The sequence below is a fragment of the Nocardia sichangensis genome (assembly GCF_047200615.1).
In the GTDB taxonomy this organism is placed as follows: Bacteria; Actinomycetota; Actinomycetes; order Mycobacteriales; family Mycobacteriaceae; genus Nocardia; species Nocardia sichangensis.
Genome location: NZ_JBJZOK010000005.1, coordinates 1 through 25,631, shown reverse-complemented (window position 1 = coordinate 25,631; position 25,631 = coordinate 1). Strand labels below are relative to the sequence as shown.

The window sequence follows — 25,631 nt, the reverse complement described above, 5'->3', positions numbered from 1 at the left end:
GCGATTACCGGCACGCTCGCCGAGCGGTTGCGCCGACGCGGCGAGCCCGCTCCCGGCGACGCCGAGCGCATCACGGCCTTATGCCTGCGCGCTCTGACTCCGCCGGGTCCGGGATGAATCCGCGCCTGTCGACGTAGGTGAGGGTGGGTGGTTCGTTCTGGTCGACAAACCATCCAGGGCTGAGACCCGGAATGCGCGGGAAGAGGGCGCCGGCCCGGCTCAGGCGGTGATCTCGACGACGTCGCGGATCCGGAAGCGGTCACCGGAGGTGATCTCGACCGCCTGCCGGGCGACCACGATCGCGGCGTCGCGATCGAAGCGGTAGCCGACCTCGAGCGAATCGGGCACGACGCTCGAGCGCGCTCCGTCGCGCAGGCATTCGGCCCGCGCGCTGGTCGCCGCGTCCAGAGCCGCCATGGCGTCGAAATCGTCGCCCGATGGCGGGCGGGTCTCGTCGGCGCCCGCGATCGGGACTGTCGTGTCCGATATCGAGCAGAGCCGACCGGCCGGGTCGAGCGTCACGCTCAGTTGACCATCGCCGCCTGCCACCGCGGCGACGCCGTCGTGGACCTGGCGGTAGTGCAGGGTGTACTCGGCCACCGATGCCGCTACCTCGTCGCCGTCGCGGCTGCCACCGCCGTGGAAGGTGGCCGACATGCCGGCCAACGCCAGGTCGTGGCCGAGGTCGAGCTGCCGGACCGCGCGATCGGCGATATCCCGAACCTCCTGTGGTGCGATGCTGTCGGCAGTGCGGTCCGGCTCGGCGTAGAAAACGTGGTACGCGCCGTCCGGATGCATGACCAGTCGCGGTTCGAATTCGACCGGGGCAGAATATTCCTCGGCTGTGGGTGACGCAGGCTCGGCGAGCACGGCCCGCAGACCGAACCGTTCGGCGAGTTCGGCGGCGGTATCCGCGTCGGCGCGACGGCGCGACAAGCGCAGCGCCCGCGGCCGGCGAGGAACGTGAAGGCCGAGGTCGACCTCGATGGGGACTTGGCCAGCCCATCGCCACCAGTACCAATTGTCCGACACCGGCTCGCCGAAGAAGAGACGCTCGTTCCACAGCCGGTCCTGTGCCTCCCGGTCGGTGGCGCCACATGCCGCCGAGGACACCCGGTGATCGTTGTGGAAGATCGACAGCGCCGCGTCCTGCCAGGCCTGGCTGAACGACTTGCCGGTGTTCCACTCCTTGAAGAACCGCGTTCCCTGCTGATCGGTGTCGAAGGTGAGGCTGTCGAACCCGAACAGCATCCGTGCGCCCAGGTTCGGCGTATGCCAGGTGCGAAATGGGCTGTGCCCGTCGTGCATTCGCAACGACTCGCATCCGTGGAGGAACAAGTAGCGCAACCGCTGGTCACCGAAACTCATTCGATCCGACCACGCGTAGATGGTGTCGTCCCAGGTCCGGCCCATCGCGGTGAGGAACACGCCGTCGTCCATGGTCGTGCTGTGCGCGTAGTGATAGAAGACCTTCACCGAGTCCATGCCGAGGCGATCCTGCCAGTTGTCGTACTCCTTGTCGTAACGCCATTCCCGGACGTCGTCGTCCTTGGCGTGGAAATTGATCGTGTTGAACTTCGCGACGTAGTCGAGGAAGCCGTTGACGCAGGCGTGCGGGTGACTCAGTGGGGCGTCCTGCGGGTAGACCTGAACCGACGCGCCGGCGTAGATGTTGTCTGACATGGCTGAATGGTCGCGGGCGTCGGCCATCGGAGCACGGGTAGCCGACTACTCGATTCGCGCGGGTCATCGGCCGTTTTCGACCTGGTTGAACGGAACGTCGCGATTACACCGAGTTCTCCGCGTACGTCGAGGACCGCAGGAGGAACCCAATATCCAGCGGTACCTGCGCGAGGACCGCAGCCGCATCCGGAACTTCATCGAGCACCCGACCACCTCCGAAGCGATTGTGACCTCTGCTACAGATCATGCCACTACCGGACATGCATGTCCGGTTATATTACTGTCCCGTAGCGGCCATGGTGGGCCGCGCGAGATCCGAGCTCGCGTCTGATCTTCGAGGGTGTGTGATGTCAGCAATTTCGCGCCGGTCACTGTTGACCGGAGCAGCCGCGGCGGGCGGTCTCGTGGTCGCCTCCCGCTACGCGAACACGACGAGTCCGATCGCCGCGCGGGTGAACAGCGTTCCGCTCACCCGCGAGGAGCATCGGGTGGTCGTCATCGGATCGGGGTTCGGCGGTGGTGTCACCGCCCTGCGCCTGGCCGAGGCCGGAGTTCGGGTCGTGGTGCTCGAACGTGGTCTGCGCTGGCGGACGGGCCCGAACGCGGAGACCTTCCCGCGCGCTTCGGCGCTGGACAAGCGGGTGCTCTGGTACAAGTCCAGCCCCGTATTGTTCGGCAAGCCGATGGTCTTCGAGCCGTACACCGGACTCGTCGAGGCGGTGCCCGGTACCAATATGACCGCGCTGTGCGCGGCGGGCGTGGGTGGGGGATCGCTGGTCTATCAAGGGATGTCCCTGCAACCGACGCGGGAGGTGTTCGATACCCACTTCCCCGAGGACTTGGACTGGGCGACGATGGATAGGGTGCACTATCCGCGGGTGGCACGCATGCTCGGCTTGGCCGTCGCCCCGGACGAGTTGATCGCCAGTCCCAACTACGCGGCCGCGCGGGCCTTCGCCGACCGTGTGCGCCGCGCCGGGCTTCCGCTGGCGAAGATCCCGATGCCCATCGACTGGAACTTCGCCCTGGCCGAACTGCGGGGCGAGATGAAGCCCTCCTACACCAACGGCGACGGCGCCATGGGGGTGAACAACGGTGGCAAGCATTCGGTCGACGTCACCTACATCGCCGCCGCCGAGGCGACCGGCCTGGTGACGGTCGAGCCGCTGCACCAGGTCACCGATGTCGAGCGTGCCGCCGACGGCAAGTGGATCGTCCACGTCGAGCGCCTGGACACCAGCGGCGCCGTACTGGAGAACAAGATCATCACCGCCGGTGCGCTGGTGCTGGCTGCCGGAAGCCTCAACACCACAAGACTGCTGGTGCGCGCCTCGGCGAAAGGCCTGATCCCCGATATGCCCGACGGACTCGGCCAAGGCTGGGGCACCAACGCCGACCGCATCTACCTGTGGACCGATCCGACCGCGAGTTTCGGTGCGGAGCAGGGGGGCCCAGTGATCTACGGCAGCAAGAACTGGTCCGACCCGCACTCCGCTCACACCCTGATCCAGGCGTCCATCCCGCCCATGGGCGCCGATGCCAACAGCACCATGATGGTCGGGTACGGCGTCAGCGACGGTCGTGGGCACTTCGTCTACGACGCGGCCCGCGACGACGCGATTCTGCAGTGGCCGCAGGACGGTGACAGCTACATCCAGGACAACTACATCGGTCCCGCGGCCCACCGGATCGCCGGTCCGGCGGGCATTCTCACCGACACCAACCTCCTGTTCCCGTCGACCTGGCACCCCTTGGGTGGTGCGAGTATGGGAGCCGTCTGTGATCTGGAGGGCCGGGTGCACGGCCAGCGGGGCCTGTACGTGCTCGACGGTGCTCTTATGCCCGGGAACACCGCGGCGTGCAACCCGTCGATGACGATTGCCGCTGTTGCCGAGCGCGCTTTGGACACCTTGGTGGCCGATGACGTCGGCACGGTCATCTGACCGTTGCCGCCGGGCCCAGGGCCGTGGTCAAGCGTCGGGCAGCACCGGGCGCACCGCCGTGGCCTCGGGGCCGCGCTTGCGCATGGCGGCGGTGAACACCACTGGCTGACCCGCGTACAGCGCTTTGTATCCAGTGGTCTCGATGCTGGTGTACTCGACGAAAACCGGCGTGGGATCATCTTCGGGCTGTAGAAACCCGAAGCCCTTCTCGATGTTGAACCAGACCACCGTGCCGCGGCGCCAGTATTCCGCCGCGGCACGGGGGCGGTAGGGCTGTTCGGTCACGAAAGTCAAGGATAGAGGCCGGATCACGCGGCGCTGCGGCGCACCGGATCGGAATGCATGATCCGCCGCCACCAAGCGTCCAGCGGACTGGGGTCGGGCCAGACGATCGCGGCGTCGGAGGAGATCCCGGCTCCGGTCTCGGTCGCGGTGAGCATGGGGTCGGGTGGATCGGTGGCTGCCATAATCGGATGCTCCATCGAGTACGCTCCATTCGCACAAAAACGCTTGTGCGACAACATCTTCCATATTTCGGCGAGAGGCGGGCCCGGTATTCCGGGCCCGCCCGAAAAAGCGGGAATGACACTCTTCGCAGATTTGACTCCGATATCACTGGCTGCGACATCACCTCGCTTTCGATTGTGCGGGAATCTTGCGGTTTACGCGGCTTCTCAGACGTCGATCGCCTTGTGCCCGTTACCGCGGCCGATTTCGATCTTGCGTGGCTTGGCCTTCTCTGCCACGGGAATCGTGAGGCGGAGAACGCCGTCGGTGTAGTCGGCGCGAATCTTGTCGGTGTCGAGGTTCTCGCCCAGGAACAGCTGACGGCTGAACACGCCGCGAGAGCGTTCCGCGGCGATCATCTCCCGGCCCGAGTCCAGTTCGGGACGACGCGCGCGTACCGTCACCACATTGCGCTCGATGTCCAGGTCCAGGGATTCGGGATCGATACCGGGCAGGTCGAACTCCACGACGAACTCCTCGCCGGCGCGCCAGGCATCCATCGGCATCACCGCGGGGTGCGCCTTCGTGCCGAACACCTGCTGCGTCAGACGGTCCAGATCGCGGAACGGATCGGTGCGCATCAGCATGGTCGCCACCTCCAACTCACTCCATTCTCCATAGTAGGGACCAGATAACCTCTGTTGTCTGGCATAGATTTTTTGTACCACCAGAGAAAGTTGAGCGCAAGGCGCTAAACTAGGAAATCTGTCGGCCGAAGTGAAGTGAGGATGGATGGCGCAGGAGAGGGGCGACTCGGTGCATCTGCCGGATCCCGACCGAGCGGTGTACGGGATTTCGGTCGCTGCCGAACTGGCTGGAATCGGGGTGCAGACGCTCCGGCTCTACGAGCGTCACGGATTGCTGACCCCTGCGCGCAGCGACGGGGGCACACGCCGCTACAGCGGCGACGATCTGGCCCGGCTGCGGCGAATCACCGACTTGGTCGCCACGGGAGCGAACCTGGCCGGCATCCGCCGCATCCTCGACTTGGAGGACGCGAACGCCGACCTGCACGCGGACAACGACCGGCTGCACGCGGACAACGACCGGTTGCAGGCCGACAACGTCCGGCTGCGAGACGCGCGGAACCATCGGCCCGGTGGCGCGTAGGTTCCGGGGCTATGCCGAAAAGGGTGTGCGCAGATCGACCACCGTGCCGGTATCGCCGGCGGTCACGGTGACCTCTGGAATGAGTGCGCGGATCAGTGGCATGCCCCGACCCCGCAGCGAATCCGCTTGCGGATCAGGTTGTTTCCATCGGCCGCTGTCGGAAATGGTCACCCGGAGTTCGTCGCCGTCGACCGACGCGCGCAAGCGGACCACGCCGCCGTCGCCTTCATGGCCGTGCTCGACGGCGTTGGTACACGCCTCACCGACGGCGAGCAGCACGTCGTAGGCCGGGGCCGCGGCCATGCCGCACTGGGTGAGCCAATCCTGCAAGGTATGCCGGACGGTAGCCAATTGCACCGCCTCGGCGGGGAAGTCCAGCTCCAGTGGCGTCACGGCGTTGGGTAGGGGAACCCGCTCGCCCGCGCTCACGAGCGCGTACCAGCCGCCGGGATCGCAGTGGGTCTGTCGCGGCCCGGTTTTCCCGTCGCCGTGCCTCGCCGATAGCGTCGATGCGCCGTCACCTCGTTACCTCCCTATCGGGGATCGGTGCGCTGTACTCGCCACGCCGAGCACGTGGACCGCCGTCGAGCTCGGCTGTCGTGTTCGCCGTGGATGTGCCGTTCTCCCCGAAGCTATACCCAGTTGATCATTCCCCAAGCAAGGCCGCGGTCCCGTCGGTCAGAGCCACCGGCACGGGCACCGCGGCGAACGTCATCACAGCATTTGGCGCGGCAGTCGGACGACCTGGACGAAGAACTCGTCGATCTGTTTGATGGCGGCGACGAACTGGTCGAGGTCCACCGGCTTGGTGACGTACGCGTTCGCGTGCAGCCGGTAACTGCGCAGTATGTCCTCCTCGGCCGCGGAGGTGGTGAGCACGACCACCGGGATGTGCGACAGATCAGGGTCGGCTTTGATTTTCTCCAGCACCTGCCTGCCGTCGTACTTGGGCAGGTTCAGGTCGAGCAGGATCAGATCAGGCCGCGGAGCGTCGGCGTGCCGTCCCTGGCGATAGAGGAATTCGAGCGCCTCCTCGCCGTCCCTGGCGACGTGCAAGGTGTTGCCGATCTTGTTGTCCTCGAAGGCTTCTCGCGTCATCAGCTCGTCGCCCGGGTCGTCTTCCACGAGCAGGATGTCGATGGGCTGGCCGGGATCGGTCATGCGGTGGCTCCTTCAGGGGCGGGTACGTCGGCGGTGCGGACGGTGAGGTCGGCTTCGGCGGTGCGCAGGGTGAAGTAGAAGCGAGCGCCCGCGGTGTACTCGGTGTCGATCCAGATCCGGCCGCCGTGATACTCCACGATCTTCTTGCAGACAGCCAGCCCGATACCGGTTCCGCTGTACTCCTCACGATTGTGCAGCCGCTGGAAGATGACGAACACCTTCTCGGCGAATTCGGGCGCGATACCGATGCCGTTGTCCGAGATCGACAGCAGCCAGCCGCTGCCGTTCTCGGCCGGTTCGCAGGTGATCTCGATCCGCGGTACGCGGTCGGGCTCGCGGAACTTGATGGCGTTGGCGATCAGGTTCTGCCACAGCATGGTCAGCAGGGTCGGATCGCCGATGATCTCGGGCAGCTCGTCGGGCCGCTGGATGCTCGCGGTGGTGTCGTCGATCACCGCGGAGAGATTGGTCAGGGCCTTGTCCAAGGCCGGGCCGAGGCCGGTGGGTTCGGTGCGGTCGGTGACGCGGCCGACGCGGGAGAAGGTGAGCAGGTCGTTGATCAGCACCTGCATCCGCTTGGCGCCGTCGACGGCGAAGTCGATGTACTGCTTGCCGCGCTCGTCGAGCTTGTCGCCGTAGCGCTTCTCCAGCAACTGGCAGAACGACGCAACCTTGCGCAGCGGCTCCTGCAGGTCGTGCGAGGCGACATAGGCGAACTGCTCCAGCTCGGCGTTGGACCGGCGCAGTTCCACGGCCTGCAGGTCCAGATCCGTCTTCTGCTCCGCGAGCACCGCTTCCTTGGCGCGGGAGGAATCCAGCTCGGCGACGATGCGGCGGCGCATGCTCTCCACCGCGTTCGCGACGGTCACCAGGTCTGCGGGGCCGTGGGCGTCGATGTGATGATCGAAGTCGCCGCCCGCCACCCGCAGCGACGCATCCGTCAAGGACCCGAGGGGACGGACGATCAAGCGCCGGATCAGCACGGTCAGCAGGACACCGGTCAACAGGAACGCCACGACCATCCCGGCCAGCACGGCGTCCCGGACCGCGCGAGTGTGGGTCAGCTCGTCTTCGTCGTGCGCGATGGTCGCCGCGAGACTGCTGTTCTGGGTGTCGAAACGTGTCCGGAGGTCGTCGAACAGCGGTTTACCGCGGACCGGCGTGGTGGGGTCGGTGCCGAGGGGTGATCCAGAGGCCAACCCCGCGACCAGCGGCTCCGCGTACTCGCCGCGCCACCGCTGTGCGGCCTGCTCCACGGCGTCGAGCTCGTCGAGCAGCGGCTCTCGATCGGCCAGCAGCTCGCGTAGGCGGGTCGCCGACTGCGCCTCGTCCCGGGTGCCGTCCCGGTAGGGCTGGAGGAACTGCGGGTCGGCGGTGATCCGGTAGCCGCGCAGACCGGTCTCCTGGTTGAACAGGGCACTCTGTAACCGGTAGGCTTCGGCCGCCGCGGGCAACGTCCTGTCGACGAGCCGATCGGTCACGCGGTTGGCCTGCGCGATCACCTGGGCTCCTGCCACGGTGCCGATGATCACCACCAGCACCATCGCGGCCAGTACCAGTTGGAACCAGGCCTGGGCGGTCAATCGTGCGCTGAGCGGCGCTCGACCGGTCGTCATCGTCATCGGTCCTGTCCTTGCCCGTCGCCGTTCCATCCCAGATACAGAATGGCGACATCGTCGTCCAATCCGCCGGACGCACCCGCCAGCGCCTCCACGCGACCGATCAGCTCGTCGACGAACCAGTCGGGATCCGCGGCTCGCACGGCGCGTGCGACCTCCATCAGCCCTTGCTCACCGAGTCGTTCCCGGTCGGTCCCGGCGTACCCTTCGAACAGGCCGTCGGTGAACACCATCAGCCCGGAGCCCAGCGGCAGCTCCAGATCGTGGACGGGCCACTCGGCGCGACCGGGCAGAAAGCCGAGGGCGGGCCCGCCGGGGACCTCGACCCAGGTCAATCCGGAAGCCGAGCGCAGCAGCATCCCCGGGTGCCCGGCCCGCAGCACCTGGGCGCGGCGGTCGCCGGGATACAACACCAGGCTCGTGACCGTCGCGAAAGTCTGCTTGCCGGTGCGTTCGGCCAGCAACACTTGCTCGAGCAGCCGCAGTTGCCGTGCGCCGGTGACGCCGCTCAGCACCAGGGTGCGCCAGGCCAGGCGCAGGGCCACGCCGGTCGCCGCCTCGTCCGGGCCGTGGCCCGACACGTCACCGATGACGGCGTGCACCGTGCCGTCCGCGTCCTGCACGACGTCGTAGAAATCGCCGCCGAGCAGTGAATGGGCCCGGCCGGGACGGTAGCGCGCCACGATGTCGACGACCCGCTGTCCCCGCAACAGCGGGGTGGGCAGCAGGCCGCGCTCCAGCCGCGCGTTCTCCTGCGCGCGCATATTGCTCGCCTGCAGGGCCGCGCTGGTGCGCTCGGCCTGCTTGCGCTGGATCGCGTACCGCACGGCGCGCCCGAACAGCTCCGGCTCGACCCGGCCTTTGACCAGATAGTCCTGGGCTCCCGCCGCGACCGCGGCCAACCCGGTCTGCTCCTGATCGAGCCCGGTCATCACCACGATCGCGACCTGGTCGGTGTGCCTGCGGATGCGCTCCACCGCCTCGAGCCCCTTCGCATCGGGCAGATGCAGGTCCAGCAGCACACAGTCGGGCTCGGCGGAGGCGAGGTGCTCGGCGGCCTCCGCCAGCGACCGGACCCAGTCCAGTCGCAGGCCCGGCGCGCCGTCCACGACCAGTTCCTCCACCAGCAGCGCATCCCCTGGATCGTCCTCGATCAACAGCACCGAAGGTTGCTGCCATGGCCAATCCGCGCCGACCATCACCTCGGGATCGTCGTCTGTCCCGTCACGCCGCACGGACACCGCCGGTCGTGGGTCCGGTTGCGACGGAACGACTGACAGCACTGATGCCGTCGTCGGCGAACACCGACAACCCGGCCTCCGATCCCCAAGGGCGGCACCAGCGCACGCCTACTGTCTCTGCGGCCGTTTGCTGGACCGAGAGGCAGGCAAGATCGTATCCGATCCGCTACCCGACCGAGACATGACGGTGTTCACCTGGGCAGAAGCGGAGGCTGGGCGCGGAGGGAGCCGGAAGATCAGACCATGGTGCCCGTCAGTCGTGCGGTGCTCCGCTCGTCGTCCCTGGTCGCGCCGTCGCGGCGCGGGGAGCGGACTTCCGCCAAGCTGCGTGCGACGACCGTGGCATGGACCGCGATGACGGCAAGGGAAGCCGAGCCGATCACAGCAAGAAGCACAACCACGACAGATACCGGTCCTTTCGGGTGCGAGCGGGCCGGTTGCCCGCTCGATCGAGTGCCGAGTTCGCGTCCACCGATCCCGGCGGGCGCGTGCTCCGCCTCCAACGTGCCCGCGTCGCTCCGGACCAAACGCACCGATGCGGCGGCGCGAACGGGTCGCGCGATCACGCGAGGACGACCTCGGCCGTCGCGCGACCGAAGATCTTGTGGCCGTCGTGCTCGGCGGTGATCGCGACGGTGGCGGTGCGCGTGTCCGCGTCCAGGTGTTTCACCCGGCCCGAGAACTCGATCCGGCCTCCGGTCGCGCCGACGTGCACCGGATTGGTCAGCCGGACGTTGTAGGAGCGCAGGGCCCCGGGGTCGCCCAGCCACGAAGTGAGCAAATCCACACTGAGCCCGATGGTGAACATGCCCTGCGCGACAACCGTTCCCATTCCCATCTTGGCCGCCGCCTCGGTGCTCCAATGGATGGGGTTCGGGTCGCCCGCCACTCCGGCGTAATTGACCAGATCGCCTTGGCTGACCGTGAGTGTGCGTGGGGGAAGTTCCGCTCCCGTACGCACGGCTTCGAACCGTCGTCCCCGCGGGTTCGCCGATGTGACGGGCGTCTCGCGGGCGGGCTCGCTGCCGTTCCCCACGCGGCGCGGGTCGGGGACACGGCGCTGCTGCCGGGCCTCCGGGCGTACTCCGTGCATCACCACAGCGTCCAACCAGGCAGGCAAGGCCTCGTCGGCCCGCCCGACCAAGCTGGTCCGAGACGTGAGGACCGGCCGATCATCCTGGTCCAGGATGGTCTGGCGCAGGACGATGAGGTCGCCGCCGAACGCGTGCCGGAACGAGTCCAGGGACATCTCGAAACAGATCCGGTCGCCGGCCAGGAGCGGACGGTGGAATTCGATCATCTGGTCGGTCTGGATGGTACGGCTCAGGTCGTAGCCGGGCAGGATCGTGTCGAACACCTCGGCATAGGCGAGATACCCGGGCACCGCGCCGAAGGTCGGCGGAGCGACCAGGTTGCCGTAGCCGAGGTCGGCAGCGGCGTCCTCCGACCAGTGCGCCGGGTGCTGATTGCGCACCGCGCGGGCGTACTCACGGATCTTCTCGCGGGCGACCTCGTAGTGATCGCTGCTGCGATACCGGCGCCCGACCATAGCGGCGGGCACCGCGGCGTCGGCCGCGTCGTTCGCACTCGATGTAGCAGGGATTCTGGACATCGCGGGGGAATCTACCCAAGGAGAGCCGAATTTCCGGTCAGCCCGCATCGCACGCCGTTTCGCGGCCGGAGACGTCCGCGGACCGGGTCGCCTCGCTCGCCGATCGTGCTGGTTCAGCACAGATTCCGCTCGGCGGCCACCACCACTGCGGCGGCCTCGTCCACCGATTGGTGCGCGCTCACCTGCACGACGATGTCGGCTTCGGGCGTTCCCGCCGCCAATTCCCGGCACACCGCGTAGCCCAGATCGAGCAGCGCCGCGGTCACGCCGTCGCCCGCGGTCCGCACCCCGAGCCGCTGTAGATCGGCGAAATAGCCTTTGGTGGCACCGCGCGGCGCGTGCGCCCGCGCTTCGGCGACGATGAACGCCGCCGCGACCGCGGAGACGGACAACGTACAGACGACCAGCACCCCGCACAGCGCGAGCTTCATTTCGTTTCCCATCGAAAGAATTTGTGGTCGGACGGAATTCGGCATGCGACAGCCGACGCAGCCTAGCCGGGCGCCGGTCGCCTCGCGAAAGAGCCCCCCGTGCCGGTCGTGCGCGTACCGATCGCGCGCCGCCGGTGGCGCGGCCCCGGTCGCTCGTCGTCGCGGAAGGCCTGGTCAGCGCTAGTTTGAGCAGTGGTCCCCTGGGAAGTCGATCGACAGGACCGACGGGACGGGTATCGGCCTTCGGCCGCGGCGGCGATGCCGTTCGTCGAGCGCGGGAGCCTACCCGCAGACCCCGTCGCGGTCGTGAAGCGATCGCGCCGCTCGTCTCTGCGGTCTCGTCGCCGGCCTCCTGCCCGCGGCTCGTAGGAGAGGAGAGAGATGTCTGGCCCGAACTACACCACCGATGACGCCGGGATCCCGGTCCCCAGCGACGAGCATTCACTGACCGTCGGCCCGGATGGGCCGATCTTGCTGCAGGACTGGTATCTGATCGAGAAGATGGCGGCGTTCAATCGGGAACGGGTGCCCGAGCGCCAGCCGCACGCGAAGGGCGGCGGCGCATTCGGCGTCTTCGAGGTCACCCACGACGTGAGTGCCTACACCATGGCCGAGGTTTTCCAACCGGGGAAGAAGACGGAGATGCTGGCCCGCTTCTCCACCGTCGCTGGAGAGCGCGGCAGCCCCGACACCTGGCGCGATCCGCGCGGGTTCGCGCTGAAGTTCTACACCGAGCAGGGCAACTTCGACATGGTCGCCAACAACACGCCGATCTTCTTCGTGCGCGACCCGATGAAGTTCCAGGACTTCATCCGTTCCCAGAAGCGCCGCGCCGACAACAATCTGCGCGACCACGACATGCAATGGGACTTCTGGACGCTGTCGCCGGAATCCGCGCACCAGGTGACCTGGTTGATGGGTGACCGCGGTATCCCGCGCACGTGGCGGCACATGAACGGATACTCCAGCCACACCTACATGTGGGTGAACGCCTCCGGGGAACGGTTCTGGGTCAAGTACCACTTCAAGACCGATCAAGGTATCGAGTTCTTCACCCAGGACGAAGGCGATCAGATGGCGGCGATGGACACCGACTATCACACCCGCGATCTGTGGGAATCCATCGAAGGCGGCGATTTCCCGAGTTGGACGTTGAAGATGCAGATCATGCCGTTCGACGAGGCGAAGTCATACCGGTTCAACCCCTTCGACCTGACCAAGGTCTGGCCGCACGGCGACTATCCGCTGATCGACGTCGGCAGGATGACGCTCGACCGCAATCCGGCGGATTACCATACCGAGATCGAGCAGGCGGCGTTCGAGCCGAGCAGTTCGGTACCCGGCACCGGGCCGAGCCCGGACAAGATGCTGATGGCCCGCTGGTTCTCCTACCCCGACGCGCACCGGCACCGCATCGGCGCCAATTACAAAGAGCTCCCGGTCAATACGCCGCACGCCACCACCGTCCGCTCGTACAGCAAGGACGGCGCGCTGCGTCACCACAACCCGGGCGATCCGGTGTACGTGCCGAACTCGAAGGGCGGCCCGCACGCCGATCCCGCCGTCGCTGGTCCGCCCGCGACGTGGCACACCGACGGAGAACTCGTGCGCTCGGCCTACACGCTGCACCGGGACGACGACGATTGGGGCCAGGCGGGCACCATGGTCCGCGACGTGCTCGACGACGCGGCACGGCAGCGGCTGGTGGACAACATCGTCGGGCACCTGCTGAACGGCGTCAGCGCGCCGGTGCTGGACCGGGCATTCGAGTACTGGCGCAATGTCGACAAGAATCTCGGCGACCGGGTCGAGGCCGGGGTGCGCGCGAAACAGGACGAACTCGACCCCAAGGCGGCCGGGCAAGCAAATCCGGCTCGCTCGTCGGCGCAAGCGAAAGCCTGACGGACGCCAACAAGCGGCCGGTACCGACCGGCCGCTTGTTCGTTGTCTTTTCGTGATCATTTCGTCGTGTGTCCCGCGCCAGCTCTTCGAATGTGTGCGGGAGCATGACTCTCCGGATCCAGTGGACCGCAAGCACCGTGGTGTTTCGAACGAATTCGAGGCTCGGTGACGTCCCCGTGGTACCGGATGGGTCGTACCGGGCCGGCCGACGCAGATCGGAGGACCGCATCATGGCGTCTGACGTCGATGTTCGACCTGATCAACGCGCACAACATAGTTCGTGGGCCGCCCGGACGATCGCCGCGGTATGTGCGGCCGCGGCAGCCGTGCTTCCCGCCGCCCCCGCCGTGGCGGAGCCGTCGTCCGTCGGCGAACCCGATCTCCCGCTGGAGGTTCCCATTCCCGGTGGATTCCGGGGTTTCTCCGAAATCCTGCGATTCGTTCCGCCCGCGCCGCCGGTGCCGCAGATGCCGCTCGGTCGACCTGTGCCGCACCACGGCGGGATATCGGCGCCGCATCAGGACGGTCGTTCGCTGCCACACCACGGCGGCGCGACCGGTCACACGGCGAAGGGATAGGTTCGGGCAGTTCCCCGGCTTCCCATCGGGAGGTTCCGTCGAGCGGTTGCAGTGCGCGGGTCTCCTCGATGTGAATCAGCGCGTCGAACCGGTGAGCGATCCGTACTCGGAAGTAGTGACTGCGCCGCTCGGCTCGCGGCCGGTGGCGACGCCCGGTGTGCGGGGTGGTCGCGCACACGATTCGGTCTCCAAGGCGCGACCCACTTCCTGGCACGTGGACTCGGAGCAGCGGGCACGGCCACCACGATTCGCGTCGGACCCGGTCGCCGCACCGCTCCGGCGCGGCGCGCATATTCGCGCCGGTAGCGATGTCGTCGACCAGGGGTATGGTCGTGCCCGCTACGTATCGCCCAATGGGTGCTGTCGGACGTAGTGCGTCTTCAACCCGCGCATGGCCGGACGAAGGCGGAGGGTACGCCTAACTCGGTTCCATGCGCCCATGTCGAGCCGTCGACGCCCTGGACATCGCGGGTCGCATCGCCGCCATGTCGGCCGGAGCGCGGCGCGGCACGCGGGCTCTTCGCCTCGGAAGAGCGCGGAGAGCGAGTCCGATCCCGCAGCCGACCGCGATGGCGAACGCCGCCCATTCCGAGCCCGACACCACGGTGACCGGGCCCCAATCGTGCAGATGGTGCGGCGACACCATCGTCCAGTCGAACGACTCGGTGCGGGTGGGCGCCACGGTCGAGGGGCGCCACAGGATGGCGATCGCCAGAATGCTGCCCGCCGTTCGTGGCTGGATGCAGACCGCGCAATACCCCGCGACGACGGCGAGCGCGGCCGTGACCACGTTGCGCGTGCCACCTGGTGGGGCAACGGAGGCGAACAGCGCGACGGCCGCGAGCAAACCGGCGCCTATCAGGGGATTCGAGGGTCGGATTCGGGTTCCGACCAGATACCCGAGCAGGATCAGGCCCAGCAGGAGCGGCACGCTCCATATCGGTCGCGGACCGTTGCCCACCGCGCTGCCTGTGGCGCTGAGCCCGACCGCGAGGTAGATCGCGATCCCGTCCCGGCGTGGTAGCAGCCAGGCGGCGACGGTCGTGGCCAGCAGCGTGCACAGTGCCGTCATGATCAGCGCGAGACTGCCGTCGCCGTGACGGAAGCGCCACTCCGCGACGGCCAATTCGGTCAGCACGAGCACGATCGCGGCGATGACCGGGCTGAGCGGCAGCTCCGGATAGATCGGTTCCGGCGTGAACCGGTGCCGGGTGACCACCTGGCACCCCAGGATGAGCCCGGCCACCGCCGCCAGCAACCACAGAGGTTGCGTTTCCAACACCGACCACACATGTGGCTCGGCCGTCGCCCGATGCGGGTTGCCCAGCAGCCCCGACGCCTGCGAGAGCGTGATGACCACGAAACAGCCGACAGCGCCCAGCACCAAACCCATCGCGGGCACGCGGCGGCCGAGTACGGCCACGCCCGTCGCGCCGAGCAGGATGCCGCTGCCGATCGCGTCGAGGTAGGCGGTGGTCGTCAGGACATCGGGCGAGGCGCTGTTCGCTTCGACCGTGTGCGTGACCAACAGTAGCGATGTCGCCGCCAGCGCGATCCACCACGCGGTACGCGCCCGGGCAAGGCTGACCGCGACCACCGCGGTGACCGCCGCGACCAGCACACCGATCGCTGCCTCCCGCGGCACGCTCAACACCAATCGGTTCACCTGATAGGGCGTGCAATGACAGGTCCTGCCGAAGCTGAGCGGCACGACCAGCAACAGCCCGGCCACCGCGGCGGCCAGGAACGCGGTGACGCCTTCGAGTGCTTCACGCCAACGCACCACTTCACAGTCCTACCCAGCCGGGACGAACCGAACATCACCGGCGCCGCGCCGCGCTGAAACTGGTACCAGCAGCACCTGGATACTTGTGTCCCGGTACGGGATGATCTCTGGAATGACCGAAGTCGTCGATGTGCGAGCAGTGCGCAGGGCGCGCCGCGCGGAACTAGGAGCCTTCCTCAAATCCCGGCGAGCGCGTATCGCACCCGAGGATGTCGGCATCCCCACCGGAACGCGTCGACGTACACCGGGGCTCCGTCGCGAAGAAGTCGCCCAATTATCAGGAATCGGCGTGACCTGGTATACGTGCGTGCAGTGCAGTTAGGGGTATCTATTGCTTAGCCTGGGGTGATGCCTCTGAGTCCGAAGGATTTCCCTGGTTTGGCGGCCGTCATCCAGGCCCGTGTGTCGAAGGTGGGGAAGCATAAGAACGAGCGTTCCCCGAAGGAGCAGATCGCGTGGGGGCGGGGGAGTGTGCCCAGTTCGGGTGGTCGGTGTGCAAGGTGATTGATGAGGGTGCGGTGGGGGCGACGCGTTATGCGCGTAAGGATCGTCCGGGTCGTGAGGTGCTGCGTCAGGAGTTGGCGGCGATAGCTGGCCGGGTGAAACGGGGTGAGGTGCCTGGGGGTGTGTGGGTCAACTGGTCCTCGTCGCGGGCCAACCGGAAGGTCGGCGACATGGCCGAGCTGCGTGAGTTGTGTGCGGAGTTCGGGGTGTACTGGTATTACGGCGGCGTGCTCTATGACATGAACGATCCCGACGATCGCAAGCGGGTCGCTCAGGATGCTGTCGAGGACGAGCACGCGCCGGAACGAAACCGGCTGGACTCGATGCGTGCTCTGGCGCAGAACTTCGCTGAGGGTAAGCCGCATGGCCCGGAGGCGTTCGGCTTCCAGATCGTCTATCAACGAGGCCGTGCGGTGCGGCGGGTGCCGTGCCCGCAGAACGGTCCGATCTTTCGTGAGATGGCCCGGCGGGCGCTGAACATGGAGCCGACGTACCAGATCGGAGTTGGCTGACGAGGGAAGAGGTGCAGGTTCCGAGCCACGACAAGTCTTTCCCGTGCAACCGGTGCTCGGTGAAGGACGGGCGTCGGGTGGTGCGGAAGGTCGATAGGAGATCGTGCCCGTGCCCGAAAACGTGGCGACGCAATGGGATAGCGACATGGTCAAGCGCGTGCTGTTGAGCGAAGCGGCGGCAGGACTGCGCGTTCATGTCGATGAGAACGGCGAGCGCTTGACGATCAAGGCTGCTTGGGAAGGCCTGATCTCAGTCGAGGAGCATGAGCGACTGAAGATGATCCTCAATGATCCTCGCCGGGGGACTTCTAACGGGAGTGCGCCGAAGTGGTTGCTGTCGGGGCTACTGCGGTGTTGGAAGTGCGACGGGCCGGTTGTGTCGCGGCGCAAGTGGGGTCCCGAGACTCGCTACTACGTGTGCAAGAAGAACAGCTGCGTTGGCCGCAAGGCGAAGTTGGTCGATGCCCTGGTCGAAGAGGTGGTCCTGCGGCGGCTGGAGGATCCCGCACTGCTCGGTGCTCTGGCTCGCACGGACGAGGACGCCGTGGCTGCGTTGACGGAGGCACGTGAACTGCGTGTCTCGTATGAGAAGTGGTTGAACGATGCTATTGACGCGGACCTGTCGCCAGCGGAAATCGCCGTCTACAAAGCGAGGAAGGCGCCGCTGATCGAGGCGGCGGAGCGGAGAGCCCAAGCGGCTCTGCCCATGCCGCACGTCGCTGCCGCGGCAGGCCCGGATGCGCGGGCGAAGTGGCACGATCCGGAGCTGACCCCGTTGGAAGCGAAGCGCGACATCATCCGGTCGCTGGTGCGGGTGACGATTCTGTCCGCCGCGGGAAAACGACGCGGGTTCGGTGTGGGCGCTGGCGTGGACACTATCGAGATCGAGCCACTTGTCTCGTGACGCGGCCGTGGACTCCCACTCAGGCTCCCGGTGCGACGACCCTCGCCACACCGACCGGGCCACGTATCGATCCAGATAGTGAACGTGACCGATGCAAAGCCGCTAGGCCTGCTCGGTCTCAGGAGAGTCCTCACCTATGCCGACACCGGGTCCGGCGGCCGTTGGCCGGTGGCGGCCGAAACTAGTACTGACAACAACTGGATACCTGTGGCATGGTGCGGAAGGATCAGAGGATGACCGATGTAGTCGACGTCCGGGCAGTGCGGAAGGCCCGACGCGCGGAATTGGGTGCCTTCCTCAAATCCCGGCGAGCACGTATCTCGCCAGAGGATGTTGGAATTCCGACAGGAACACGTCGGCGAACTCCCGGATTGCGCCGCGAAGAAGTAGCCCAGTTATCTGGAATTGGAATAACTTGGTACACTTGGCTTGAACAAGGTCGCGAAATCAATGTTAGTGTGCAGGTTTTGAATTCGGTGGCGCGGACGTTGTCGTTGGATGCGGCGGAGAAGGCGCATTTGTATCGGTTGGCGGATGTGCCGACGGTGCCTTCGGTGGATTCGGGGTCGGCGTTACCCGAGGAGTTGCAGGTGATCTTGGATCACCTGGAGCCGTTGCCGGGGGTGGTGTTGAGTGCCAGGTATGACGTGTTGGCGCACAACTCCTCGTACGAGGCGTTGTGCCCGGGATTTCTGGCAGGGGAGCGGAACGTGGCGCGTCGGGTGTTTTTGACTCCGGAGTGCTGTAACGCGTATCGGCATAATTGGGATGATCTGCGGCGGATGGTGGGGTATTTGCGTGGGGCGTATGCGAAGAATCTTGGCGATCCGGGGTGGGAGGAGTTCATCGCGGAGTTGTGTGCGGAGAGTGAGAGTTTCGCGTCGTTGTGGGCGTTGAATGATGTGGCGGTGCCGGTGAGTCGGACGAAGGCGGTGCGGAATTTGGCGGTGGGGGAGTTGGAGATGTTTTTGACGAGTATGTCGTTACCGTCGGTGCCGAATGCGTGGATGCAGGTGTATACGCCGACCGATGAGGTGGCGTGGGGGAAGTTGCGGGCGTTGTTGGCGATGAGTGCGGAGGAGCGGTCGCGTCCGTGGGCGGAGCATCGGGAGATGTATCACGCGGCGGCGGGGTGAGGACCAGGGTTGATTCGGTGACGTGAACAATGATTGTGGCGCGTGGGTGCACCCGGATGCATGCTCGCCGAGACGGCGCCCAGGTGCGCCCCGTCGTCTTCGTGTACGGAGTCAGGGGCAAGTGCGGTGGTTGTTGCTCGGTCGCGGGAATCTAGGTTTCTGGCTCGTCGGTGTGGTCTGTGGCGTAGCCGCCTTGCCACCATGGGCGCAGCACGGCGAGTTGACGTTCGGAGAGCGGACCGGAAAGCCGTTGGTGGACCTCGTTGATGCCGAAGGTCCTTGAATCGTGTCGTCGCGATGGTATGTGGTGCGCGATGTTGGATTGGGTAGTCGCAGTTGTTGGGCTCGGTTCGGCGGATCGAGCGTGGGCGTGCTGCTTTTCATGGGCCGTGGAGCTGATAGCGGCGTCGTCGACATCATCCGCTGGCGTGCGTACGTAGTACGCACAGACGTGCCCTTCAAGGCGGTACGACATGCGGGGCCGTGCGCGGAATCGGTCATTTGGGGCAGAGGCAAGCCACTTGGCCGCCATCTTTCTGCGCATCAGCCCCGATCCGGCAGCAGGCAGGCGAGTAAGCCGAGCAGCGCGAATCCTGAGGATTGTCAGTGCGGGAGTCGGGTTTCGATAGGCATGAGAGCCCTACCGATTCCGATCACCTTGGCCTGGTCCCATCACCAGAGCGATTTGTCCGGACTATGCGGGCTCCAGCCGTGGAGGAACGGTTTGAGGTCCTCAGGCTTCGGCTCTGACAAGCTGGGCGCGATACGTGACAGTTGGAGGATGGGGTCCAGCGCGTCGACTCTTCGTTCAGCCTCGTCGAGCTGCCGCAGGATCGCGTCACGGTCAACTCCGTTGTACTGTTCGGCGGCTTCTTTCGCCGCCACAAGGAACCGGCGGTGCTGGTTGACGAGTTCCCACTCGCGCGAGCGATCTTTGAAATGCTCCCACCGAGCATGCCCGAAGTATCGCTCTTTCGCGACCGCCATCGCCGCTTCCCAGCGACGCCGGCGTTCGGCCTCCTCACGCTCACGTTCCTGCTCCTGCCAGTCGGCGCGAAGCTTGTGGATCTCGAATGCCCGGAAGACCTCAGGGAGCTTGTCTTCGACAGTGATGGTCTTCGCGTCACGATAGTGGTCGCCGTTGTAGCTGCTTCCCGGTCCGCGAACGATGAGTTCGAGCTTTCCGGTGCTGATGAACTCCCATCCCCGGGTCCTGATCCACCCAGGCATCGCCCTGCGTTCTTTCCACCGCCCCGGTTCTACTTTCGGTGCGCCCCCGGCAGCGATCTCCTTGATCTGAAGGCCGTAGACTCCGGCCGGTGTCCGCAATGCCAGGTGGCACCTGTTCAGGTCACGCGCTTGGTACTGGTTCACGTCCTTCGCGGCAGCGTCGGGCGTCGTGGCGTGGATGCCGCGAGCGGCGGCCTCGGTAGCGATTGCCTGCAAGATTCGCGCAGCACGCGGAACGTGGTCGCTACTCACGAACTGCCAGTCCTTGTCCGCGACGAAGGCCTTCACTGCCGGATGATACTTCGCGATGTGTTCGGGGACAGCAACGGGACGAGCCTCGACCAGATCATCGAAGTGTTCGGTGAATACGATGGCTTTCGGGCCGCTGCCCCATTGCCCGGTCGAGATCATCTCCAGCTTCTTGCCCTTGGGGCGGGTAGGCGACTTCAAGCTCATAGCAACGAGCCGCTTATGAGATTCCTCAACCATGCGATCCTGCTCCAGGACGAGGCGTCCGTCCGCAGCCAGGACCCGCGCGATCAGTCGATCCCCCTCCGACTCGTCCGCTAGCACATCCGCGGGCGGCGCCGCATGCCACTGCCGACCAGCGTCTGTAATCGCTGCCGTCCAGGCGTGCCCCTTGCCACTGATGGTGATGAGCCCGCGACGTTCGAGCGCCCGTGCGGTTATCCGGTGCTCATGGTCGGTGAAGACGCCATCGGGGCACCCACTGAGTATCCATTCGAGGACGTCAACCTGCTTCTGGTTCAGTTGTGCGGGGTTCTTGCCCATCTGACCATCATCTCTGGAGGCTTCATTCCCAGCTGACGATTCTGGATAACTCGACGGTACCGCCACACCACACGCGGCAGCCAATCCGGAGACAGTCTCTGCGGCGCATATTGTGCTACTTGATCTTTCAGCTTGGGACCGGAGGACCTGTTGTCGCGGCCGGCCTCCACCGTCCTGGCGCGACAGGCAAGGGCAACCACCAGCGGAGAGAAAGTAGCTTGCGCCGTCAACGACCAGCAGGATCTCCAGATCACACCGATTCCCACACGGCTGGTCGCGATCGCAAACGAACGACCTGATGATCGCAATGCCTCAGACGGGCTTAGTGGAACCGAGGAATGCGATACCGTTTTCCTGCAACGCTTTACAGGGCGGTTTCCGGCTGCACAGGGTGGTTGCGCCGGATGCTAGGACCTCAAGGGACGACCGAGTCACAATGTGCACTTCGACCGGAGTCGTTCATGCGGCAGCGACTGGGAGGTAGCGGTGATGCGTAGAGACAAGTCCACTGCCGGACTGAACGCCGACTATCAACGGCTGCTCGAGGTGGTGGAGCTGTTCCCTCGGGGCGTGCAGGCGCGACGTCTTGCGGAAATCCTGGGCCGGATCCCGCGTGACGAGTTCGGTTCGGATATCACGAAGCGGATCAGGTCTCTGCGAAGTCAGCTGGCGAATCTGGAGAGAAAAGGCCACATCACGATCGAAGCGACGGCGGAGTACGGCAACATCTATCGCCCGGTGAACAGCCCTTTCGACATGTCGCTGTGGACCCTGGACCATGCCCGCGCCAACTTCGCGAACTATCGTGAAGGACGTTTCGGATCAGACCCTGTCCCAGTGGCCGCGTATTCGATGATGCTTACGATCTGGCGGAACACGATCGTGGAGGACGTACACGCTGGCGACGGTCTGAGCAGGATCCACGACGGTGAGATGTTCGCAGCCAACGTCACCGTGTTTCGGGTGATTCGGGACTTCCTCACTACGGTCGGTCACTCGCCCGCTGGCAGGGCAGAGTGGGATTTGCTGCGGCACACGCTGGTCGATCCGAATCGGATCGCGGCGGGTACCCGGACGGTTGCGGATCTGCTCGGCGAGCACTACGAGCGGTGGGCGGAGCACGCATCGGACACGTGTGCCTACTACGCGGATCTGACCGCTCCGGCGGATCGTGACATGGAATGGTTCGCCACAGGGAAGGCCTGCTCCGGAGCGGTGCAGCCGAATTGGTTCGGTCTGCCGTATTGGCCGGGTGTGGTGCAGCAGTTCTTGGCAGCAGAACATGACAGCGCGCTGCCTCTACCGGCGGAGCAGTTGCGTGCCGGACTGCTCGACGGCCCGGATCGGATGGATCCCGAGATCCTGCTCTGGTGTGTTGAGGCGGGTATCGGATACATGCGGCTTCGGGGCCATTAGCATGCCAGCGACGGGTTTCTACGTGTGGGCAACGTGTGCTGCTGCCAACTCGTCGGCCTCGACGCCGGTCCCCGTCGCGGACTGCCGCATCGACGAGCATCTGGGCCTTCCATCGAACGGGAGTCGGGCACATCCTCGACCAGATCACTTGGCTGTCAACGCCACAGACCAGATGAAGGGACCGCAACAACGCGAAACCCGCCTGGACATGGCGCTAGGTTTTTCTCCCAATGTTGCGCACCACCGAACCATCCCAACCTTGCAGCTCAGTCAATTGGGAGACGCAAACTAGAAAGGTAGTTCGGTGCGCGGCCCGGCGAAGTAACCCAGTGCTTCGTCCGAACGCGCTCGAAGCTGGGCATCATCCAGCCCTGCATACGCGGCTACGTCATTCAGAGCGGGTATCCACCTGTTGGTGAGCAGTTGGGCGAGACGAGGCGGGAAGTGCCGTTTCTTTCCTTCGGCGGTGAGAAAGGGCGGTAGAAAGCACAGTGCGATCATCTGAAGAGACGATGTGTGCGTGCTTGAAAAGAACAACCAATAGGGAAAATGTTCATCCAATGCATAAATGAATGCGCGAACGGACTCGATTTCGAACAGCTCGTCGCCGGTGTCATTGTATCCGTCGATACGGAGGTCGAGTATTCCTTGGGCGTCGCGGGCGTGTTCGGGAGAACTCAGTAACCGTTGGAGCACCCGTAGTGTCGGTTCGATGTCGCCGGATTCGATGTCGGTACGGGCGACTACGAGGTGCAGCGAGTCGAATGGTAGGCGGTTCTCGTCGGCGAGGTGTGCGGCCACGGCGAGCAGATCTTCGGCGAGATCGGCGTTATGGAATCGGGCGTATCGTGATTTCGACTTCATCAGTTCGCCGTTGAGTTGGCGCGCAAGACTTATGAACTCGGGGGTGGTGATCGGCGCATGCAGAGTCGAGAGATCGTCGACAAGATTGAACTGCCATGCCCAGACGGGCTGCTGGTATGTCATCGGTTGTCCGCGGACGGACTCGCTGGTGAAGTGCAGGTCCGATGTCGTTCGGTCGGGCGGGGCTGCGATATTACAGACGACGACAACCTGACGTGACCCGTTGGGTCGTGTTACCTCGGAGATGAACACGACTTCCTGGCCGCCGCAATTGATTGTCAGTAGCCTGCGACCGTTCGGCTGATTTGTAGACGGCAGTGCGGTGACATTCCAGCGATCTCGCTGATTGGCGTCCGCGTCGGGGATACACTCGCTGATGTACCAGCCGACGAGTCGCCGAATCATTGGATATGCCGGATGTGCGGACAGTTCGTGGAATCGGGCCCAGGGCGTGGCCGCCCGGACGGATCCGTCGGTCGAGTCGTTGTACCATGCCCGGTTCCTCATCAGCGCGAGTTCGCCGGTGCTGTCGACGCATTTGCGCTTTGGTTCCGACGCCCGACGCTCGACGAGGGCACGGCGCATGTGTTCGTATATTGTGTCGAGAGTCAGGTATTCCGGCCCGTCGGGCGCGCCATTGTCAAGCAGGTCGATCAGCGCCCCGGTGAACGCGGTGTACTGTTCGCCTTCGGGCGCGTGGGCGATCTGGTTTTCCGACGTCGACGTCAGCGTGTATGTGCCGCTCACGTCCATGGTTGCGATGACCGATTCGGCGGCGCCTGAGCCCATCGCTTCGAAGGCGCGCCCGGAGAAACAACAATCCAGGATCAGAACGCGGTTCCTGGCCGGGGACTTGGTCATGATGTTGCGGATATCGTCGATATCGATTGCTAGCCAGAACTTGTCGAGTGTGCGGGGCGAATTCGTGAGGCTGAGGAAGAGCCGATGACGCGGATCCAGTAGGCCGTGGCCGGCGTAATAGACCAGCAGCAGGTCTTCGGCTTCGTCCGCTGCTGAGAGCACGGCGGACAGGACGTCACGTGTATCCGTCGCATCGACGATGGATTCGCAATTCCGGGCCGGCAGTCCGAAACCATGATCACTGGTAAGGATGTCGGCCAGGTCTGGCACGTTACGGGCCACCGCGGGCAGGCCCGGCAGGGCTACGTCATCGTAATTGCTCGTGCCGATCAGGACCGCCCGGGAACGAAGGCCGTCCGGCAACCGCATTGCTGCTCTCCTCGTCAGGGTTATGTGCCTCGAATATCTTGGCGATCTGGTCTGCCGCTGGACCTGCGCCGGTGATCTCGACCCGAGTGCCGTCTGGTGCGGTGACTTCAACCCGGAGTTCGGACCGACGCTGCTGAAGCCACATCGCGATTGATCGCGCCAGCACCGTCGCGGCCCCACCGCTGCCGAGTGCGACGATCAGTACCTCTTCCAATCCGCCCATTTCGCCGGTGCAGATCGGTTGGTGCTCGGCGCGGACGTGGCCGCGCAGCAATGATTCTCGGCTTGTCCAGTCCCGCAGTGACACGAGTTCGTGGTGTAGATCGTGGCTGCCCGCCACACGAAGTTGCACATCCATGTGCTGCCTCCCCTCTCGACGTTCGGGAGCGTACCAGCCGGTGGCGTGACGTCTACCTTGATGGGTGCGCAATTGTACTGTCGCCCAGAACGTTCGGCTGTTGCGCTGAATCGCGATCGAGCGTGTGGTCTCGGCTGGGCTGTGTCTCCCAATGGCGAGCCGCTCGGCCACATACGAGCACACGTCGTCGCGGACACCGTCGATGTCCCAGTCCGCCCACCGCAACAACCGCTGCATCTGTCCGGACTCACCTCACCAGCCCGCTCGGCCAGCGTCCACCCGTTCTTCCGCTCGAGACCCGCCACCAGCCCCGTCACATACTCCCGGGCCCGGCCCCGCGGCTCCGACCGCGTGAACCGGCCACCAATCCGCGCGTACAACGAATCCAACTCCGCCCCAACAACGTCCTCCACCACCACACCAGCAAGCTACCGAACCGACTGTCGTTGCGGTACTAGCCCCCGTTCGAGGTCGGTGAGGTACAGCTCCAGATTGGAAGCTATCTTGCCCAGGACCTTTGGGACGTAAGCAGCAATTTCCTCGAACGTTAACTCAGCCGAGACTGGCCCGCCATGGTACTGCCGAAGATACCGCGCGATGTCCTCGCGTTCCTCCTGCGGCAGGCCATGAAACGGGTCGCGCGAGTGGTAGTCGTGCAGATTTGACAGGTGGATGAAGCTGCAACCGAAGCGATACACCAGTCGAATCCACCCATCATGAAGGGTATGTGCAAGATCGACCATGTCCCGGTCTGTCACCCTCCTCGACCTGCCATTGCTCGTGGGCAGTGTCCAGATCTCCCCAGAGACGGCTTGTCGTAGAAGCCGCGCCCGCAGCCGCGGATCGTGTTGTTTCAGAAGGAAGATGACTCGGACCATGGAGTCCAGCTCCTGGCGCAAGATCCCGACAGCAATGGACAACCATGTCCGTTGAGCCGCGACGGACATGGCTTCCTCGTGCTCCTGCGACCGTGCGCGCACCTGTCGGCAAAACCAAGCCACATCATCGGCAGAAGCTTCCTCGCTCATGTGGTGACGATAACGTTCACACCGTGATCAACGGAACGCGAATCCCGGGTCATGTACGATTTTCGCGAGTAACTCGGCTTGGAA

23 protein-coding genes and 2 pseudogenes are annotated in these 25,631 nt (G+C 65.3%); 8 read left to right on the top strand and 17 right to left on the bottom strand.

What is annotated here, in order from left to right:
- Positions 1–219: 219 nt before the first annotated feature.
- Positions 220–1,683: a DUF6345 domain-containing protein gene (locus ACL03I_RS08630; protein ID WP_412805615.1), complete on the bottom strand. Its 1,464-nt coding sequence runs from the start codon at positions 1,681–1,683 to the stop codon at positions 220–222.
- A gap of 347 nt (positions 1,684–2,030) precedes the next feature.
- On the opposite strand from ACL03I_RS08630, the gene ACL03I_RS08625 reads away from it, so the two are divergent.
- Positions 2,031–3,626 (top strand): GMC oxidoreductase, encoded by a 1,596-nt coding sequence (locus ACL03I_RS08625; protein WP_412805614.1) that lies wholly within the window; start codon positions 2,031–2,033, stop codon positions 3,624–3,626.
- A 27-nt stretch (positions 3,627–3,653) separates the two neighbouring features.
- Here ACL03I_RS08625 and ACL03I_RS08620 read toward each other — a convergent pair whose 3' ends face one another.
- The 3 genes from ACL03I_RS08620 to ACL03I_RS08610 form a co-directional block, all read right to left on the bottom strand.
- On the bottom strand, positions 3,654–3,911 hold the full coding sequence (locus tag ACL03I_RS08620) for a cold-shock protein (protein ID WP_356962144.1): 258 nt from the start codon (positions 3,909–3,911) through the stop codon (positions 3,654–3,656).
- 23 nt (positions 3,912–3,934) lie between these two features.
- Entirely contained in the window at positions 3,935–4,108 is a 174-nt protein-coding gene (locus ACL03I_RS08615) for a hypothetical protein (RefSeq protein WP_355080897.1), read from the bottom strand.
- Positions 4,109–4,300: 192 nt separating this feature from the next.
- The gene (locus ACL03I_RS08610) at positions 4,301–4,720 is read right to left on the bottom strand and encodes an Hsp20/alpha crystallin family protein (RefSeq protein ID WP_355080895.1); all 420 of its coding nucleotides are present in this window, start codon (positions 4,718–4,720) and stop codon (positions 4,301–4,303) included.
- 145 nt (positions 4,721–4,865) lie between these two features.
- Here ACL03I_RS08610 and ACL03I_RS08605 point away from each other — a divergent pair, with 145 nt between their 5' ends.
- Positions 4,866–5,243: a MerR family transcriptional regulator gene (locus ACL03I_RS08605; RefSeq protein ID WP_412805613.1), complete on the top strand. Its 378-nt coding sequence runs from the start codon at positions 4,866–4,868 to the stop codon at positions 5,241–5,243.
- Positions 5,244–5,252: 9 nt separating this feature from the next.
- Here the strand turns inward: ACL03I_RS08605 and ACL03I_RS08600 are convergent, their stop codons facing one another.
- From ACL03I_RS08600 to ACL03I_RS08570, 7 genes are all read right to left on the bottom strand, one after another.
- Complete coding sequence (locus ACL03I_RS08600) at positions 5,253–5,672, bottom strand: ATP-binding protein (protein ID WP_356962150.1); 420 nt, start codon at positions 5,670–5,672, stop codon at positions 5,253–5,255.
- Between the two features lie 285 nt (positions 5,673–5,957).
- A complete protein-coding gene (locus ACL03I_RS08595; RefSeq protein WP_355080889.1) occupies positions 5,958–6,404 on the bottom strand; it encodes a response regulator in 447 nt (148 codons plus the stop codon).
- Positions 6,401–8,026 carry a sensor histidine kinase gene (locus tag ACL03I_RS08590; protein ID WP_412805612.1) on the bottom strand — a complete coding sequence of 542 codons (1,626 nt, stop codon included), beginning with the start codon at positions 8,024–8,026 and terminating at the stop codon, positions 6,401–6,403. Before ACL03I_RS08590 ends, ACL03I_RS08595 begins: the two co-directional genes overlap by 4 nt.
- Positions 8,023–9,222 carry a PP2C family protein-serine/threonine phosphatase gene (locus ACL03I_RS08585; protein WP_355080923.1) on the bottom strand — a complete coding sequence of 400 codons (1,200 nt, stop codon included), beginning with the start codon at positions 9,220–9,222 and terminating at the stop codon, positions 8,023–8,025. Before ACL03I_RS08585 ends, ACL03I_RS08590 begins: the two co-directional genes overlap by 4 nt.
- 278 nt (positions 9,223–9,500) lie before the next feature.
- Positions 9,501–9,665, bottom strand: a complete 165-nt coding sequence (locus tag ACL03I_RS08580) for a hypothetical protein (RefSeq protein WP_355080886.1) — start codon at positions 9,663–9,665, stop codon at positions 9,501–9,503.
- 161 nt (positions 9,666–9,826) lie between these two features.
- Positions 9,827–10,876 carry a fused (3R)-hydroxyacyl-ACP dehydratase subunits HadA/HadB gene (locus ACL03I_RS08575; RefSeq protein WP_412805611.1) on the bottom strand — a complete coding sequence of 350 codons (1,050 nt, stop codon included), beginning with the start codon at positions 10,874–10,876 and terminating at the stop codon, positions 9,827–9,829.
- 113 nt (positions 10,877–10,989) lie between these two features.
- Positions 10,990–11,319 carry a DUF732 domain-containing protein gene (locus ACL03I_RS08570; RefSeq protein WP_355080882.1) on the bottom strand — a complete coding sequence of 110 codons (330 nt, stop codon included), beginning with the start codon at positions 11,317–11,319 and terminating at the stop codon, positions 10,990–10,992.
- 369 nt (positions 11,320–11,688) lie between these two features.
- On the opposite strand from ACL03I_RS08570, the gene ACL03I_RS08565 reads away from it, so the two are divergent.
- Complete coding sequence (locus ACL03I_RS08565; protein ID WP_355080880.1) at positions 11,689–13,209, top strand: catalase; 1,521 nt, start codon at positions 11,689–11,691, stop codon at positions 13,207–13,209.
- 996 nt (positions 13,210–14,205) lie between these two features.
- Here ACL03I_RS08565 and ACL03I_RS08560 read toward each other — a convergent pair.
- Positions 14,206–15,570, bottom strand: a complete 1,365-nt coding sequence (locus ACL03I_RS08560) for a hypothetical protein (RefSeq protein WP_412805610.1) — start codon at positions 15,568–15,570, stop codon at positions 14,206–14,208.
- A 115-nt stretch (positions 15,571–15,685) separates the two neighbouring features.
- Between ACL03I_RS08560 and ACL03I_RS08555 the strand changes: the two are divergent.
- The 4 genes and pseudogenes from ACL03I_RS08555 to ACL03I_RS08540 all read left to right on the top strand — a co-directional run.
- Positions 15,686–15,886: pseudogene (locus ACL03I_RS08555) on the top strand (transcriptional regulator); the annotation flags it as partial.
- Positions 15,887–16,073: 187 nt separating this feature from the next.
- Complete coding sequence (locus ACL03I_RS08550; protein WP_412805609.1) at positions 16,074–16,589, top strand: serine integrase family protein; 516 nt, start codon at positions 16,074–16,076, stop codon at positions 16,587–16,589.
- A 109-nt stretch (positions 16,590–16,698) separates the two neighbouring features.
- Positions 16,699–17,493 carry a recombinase zinc ribbon domain-containing protein gene (locus ACL03I_RS08545; protein ID WP_412805608.1) on the top strand — a complete coding sequence of 265 codons (795 nt, stop codon included), beginning with the start codon at positions 16,699–16,701 and terminating at the stop codon, positions 17,491–17,493.
- A gap of 233 nt (positions 17,494–17,726) precedes the next feature.
- Positions 17,727–18,629, top strand: a complete 903-nt coding sequence (locus ACL03I_RS08540) for a helix-turn-helix transcriptional regulator (protein WP_412805607.1) — start codon at positions 17,727–17,729, stop codon at positions 18,627–18,629.
- Positions 18,630–19,301: 672 nt separating this feature from the next.
- On the opposite strand, the gene ACL03I_RS08535 is transcribed toward ACL03I_RS08540, so the two are convergent.
- Positions 19,302–20,651 (bottom strand): hypothetical protein, encoded by a 1,350-nt coding sequence (locus ACL03I_RS08535; protein ID WP_412805606.1) that lies wholly within the window; start codon positions 20,649–20,651, stop codon positions 19,302–19,304.
- Positions 20,652–21,140: 489 nt separating this feature from the next.
- Here ACL03I_RS08535 and ACL03I_RS08530 point away from each other — a divergent pair, with 489 nt between their 5' ends.
- On the top strand, positions 21,141–22,067 hold the full coding sequence (locus tag ACL03I_RS08530) for a hypothetical protein (RefSeq protein ID WP_412805605.1): 927 nt from the start codon (positions 21,141–21,143) through the stop codon (positions 22,065–22,067).
- A gap of 288 nt (positions 22,068–22,355) precedes the next feature.
- Here the strand turns inward: ACL03I_RS08530 and ACL03I_RS08525 are convergent, their stop codons facing one another.
- From ACL03I_RS08525 to ACL03I_RS08510, 4 genes and pseudogenes are all read right to left on the bottom strand, one after another.
- Entirely contained in the window at positions 22,356–24,161 is a 1,806-nt protein-coding gene (locus tag ACL03I_RS08525) for a caspase family protein (RefSeq protein WP_412805604.1), read from the bottom strand.
- The gene (locus ACL03I_RS08520; protein ID WP_412805732.1) at positions 24,100–24,519 is read right to left on the bottom strand and encodes an effector-associated constant component EACC1; all 420 of its coding nucleotides are present in this window, start codon (positions 24,517–24,519) and stop codon (positions 24,100–24,102) included. The genes ACL03I_RS08525 and ACL03I_RS08520 overlap by 62 nt, the downstream gene beginning before the upstream one ends.
- Positions 24,520–24,675: 156 nt before the next feature.
- Positions 24,676–24,935 (bottom strand): annotated as a pseudogene (locus tag ACL03I_RS08515) (IS701 family transposase); the annotation flags it as partial.
- A 12-nt stretch (positions 24,936–24,947) separates the two neighbouring features.
- Positions 24,948–25,547: a hypothetical protein gene (locus ACL03I_RS08510; RefSeq protein ID WP_412805603.1), complete on the bottom strand. Its 600-nt coding sequence runs from the start codon at positions 25,545–25,547 to the stop codon at positions 24,948–24,950.
- Positions 25,548–25,631: the final 84 nt, after the last annotated feature.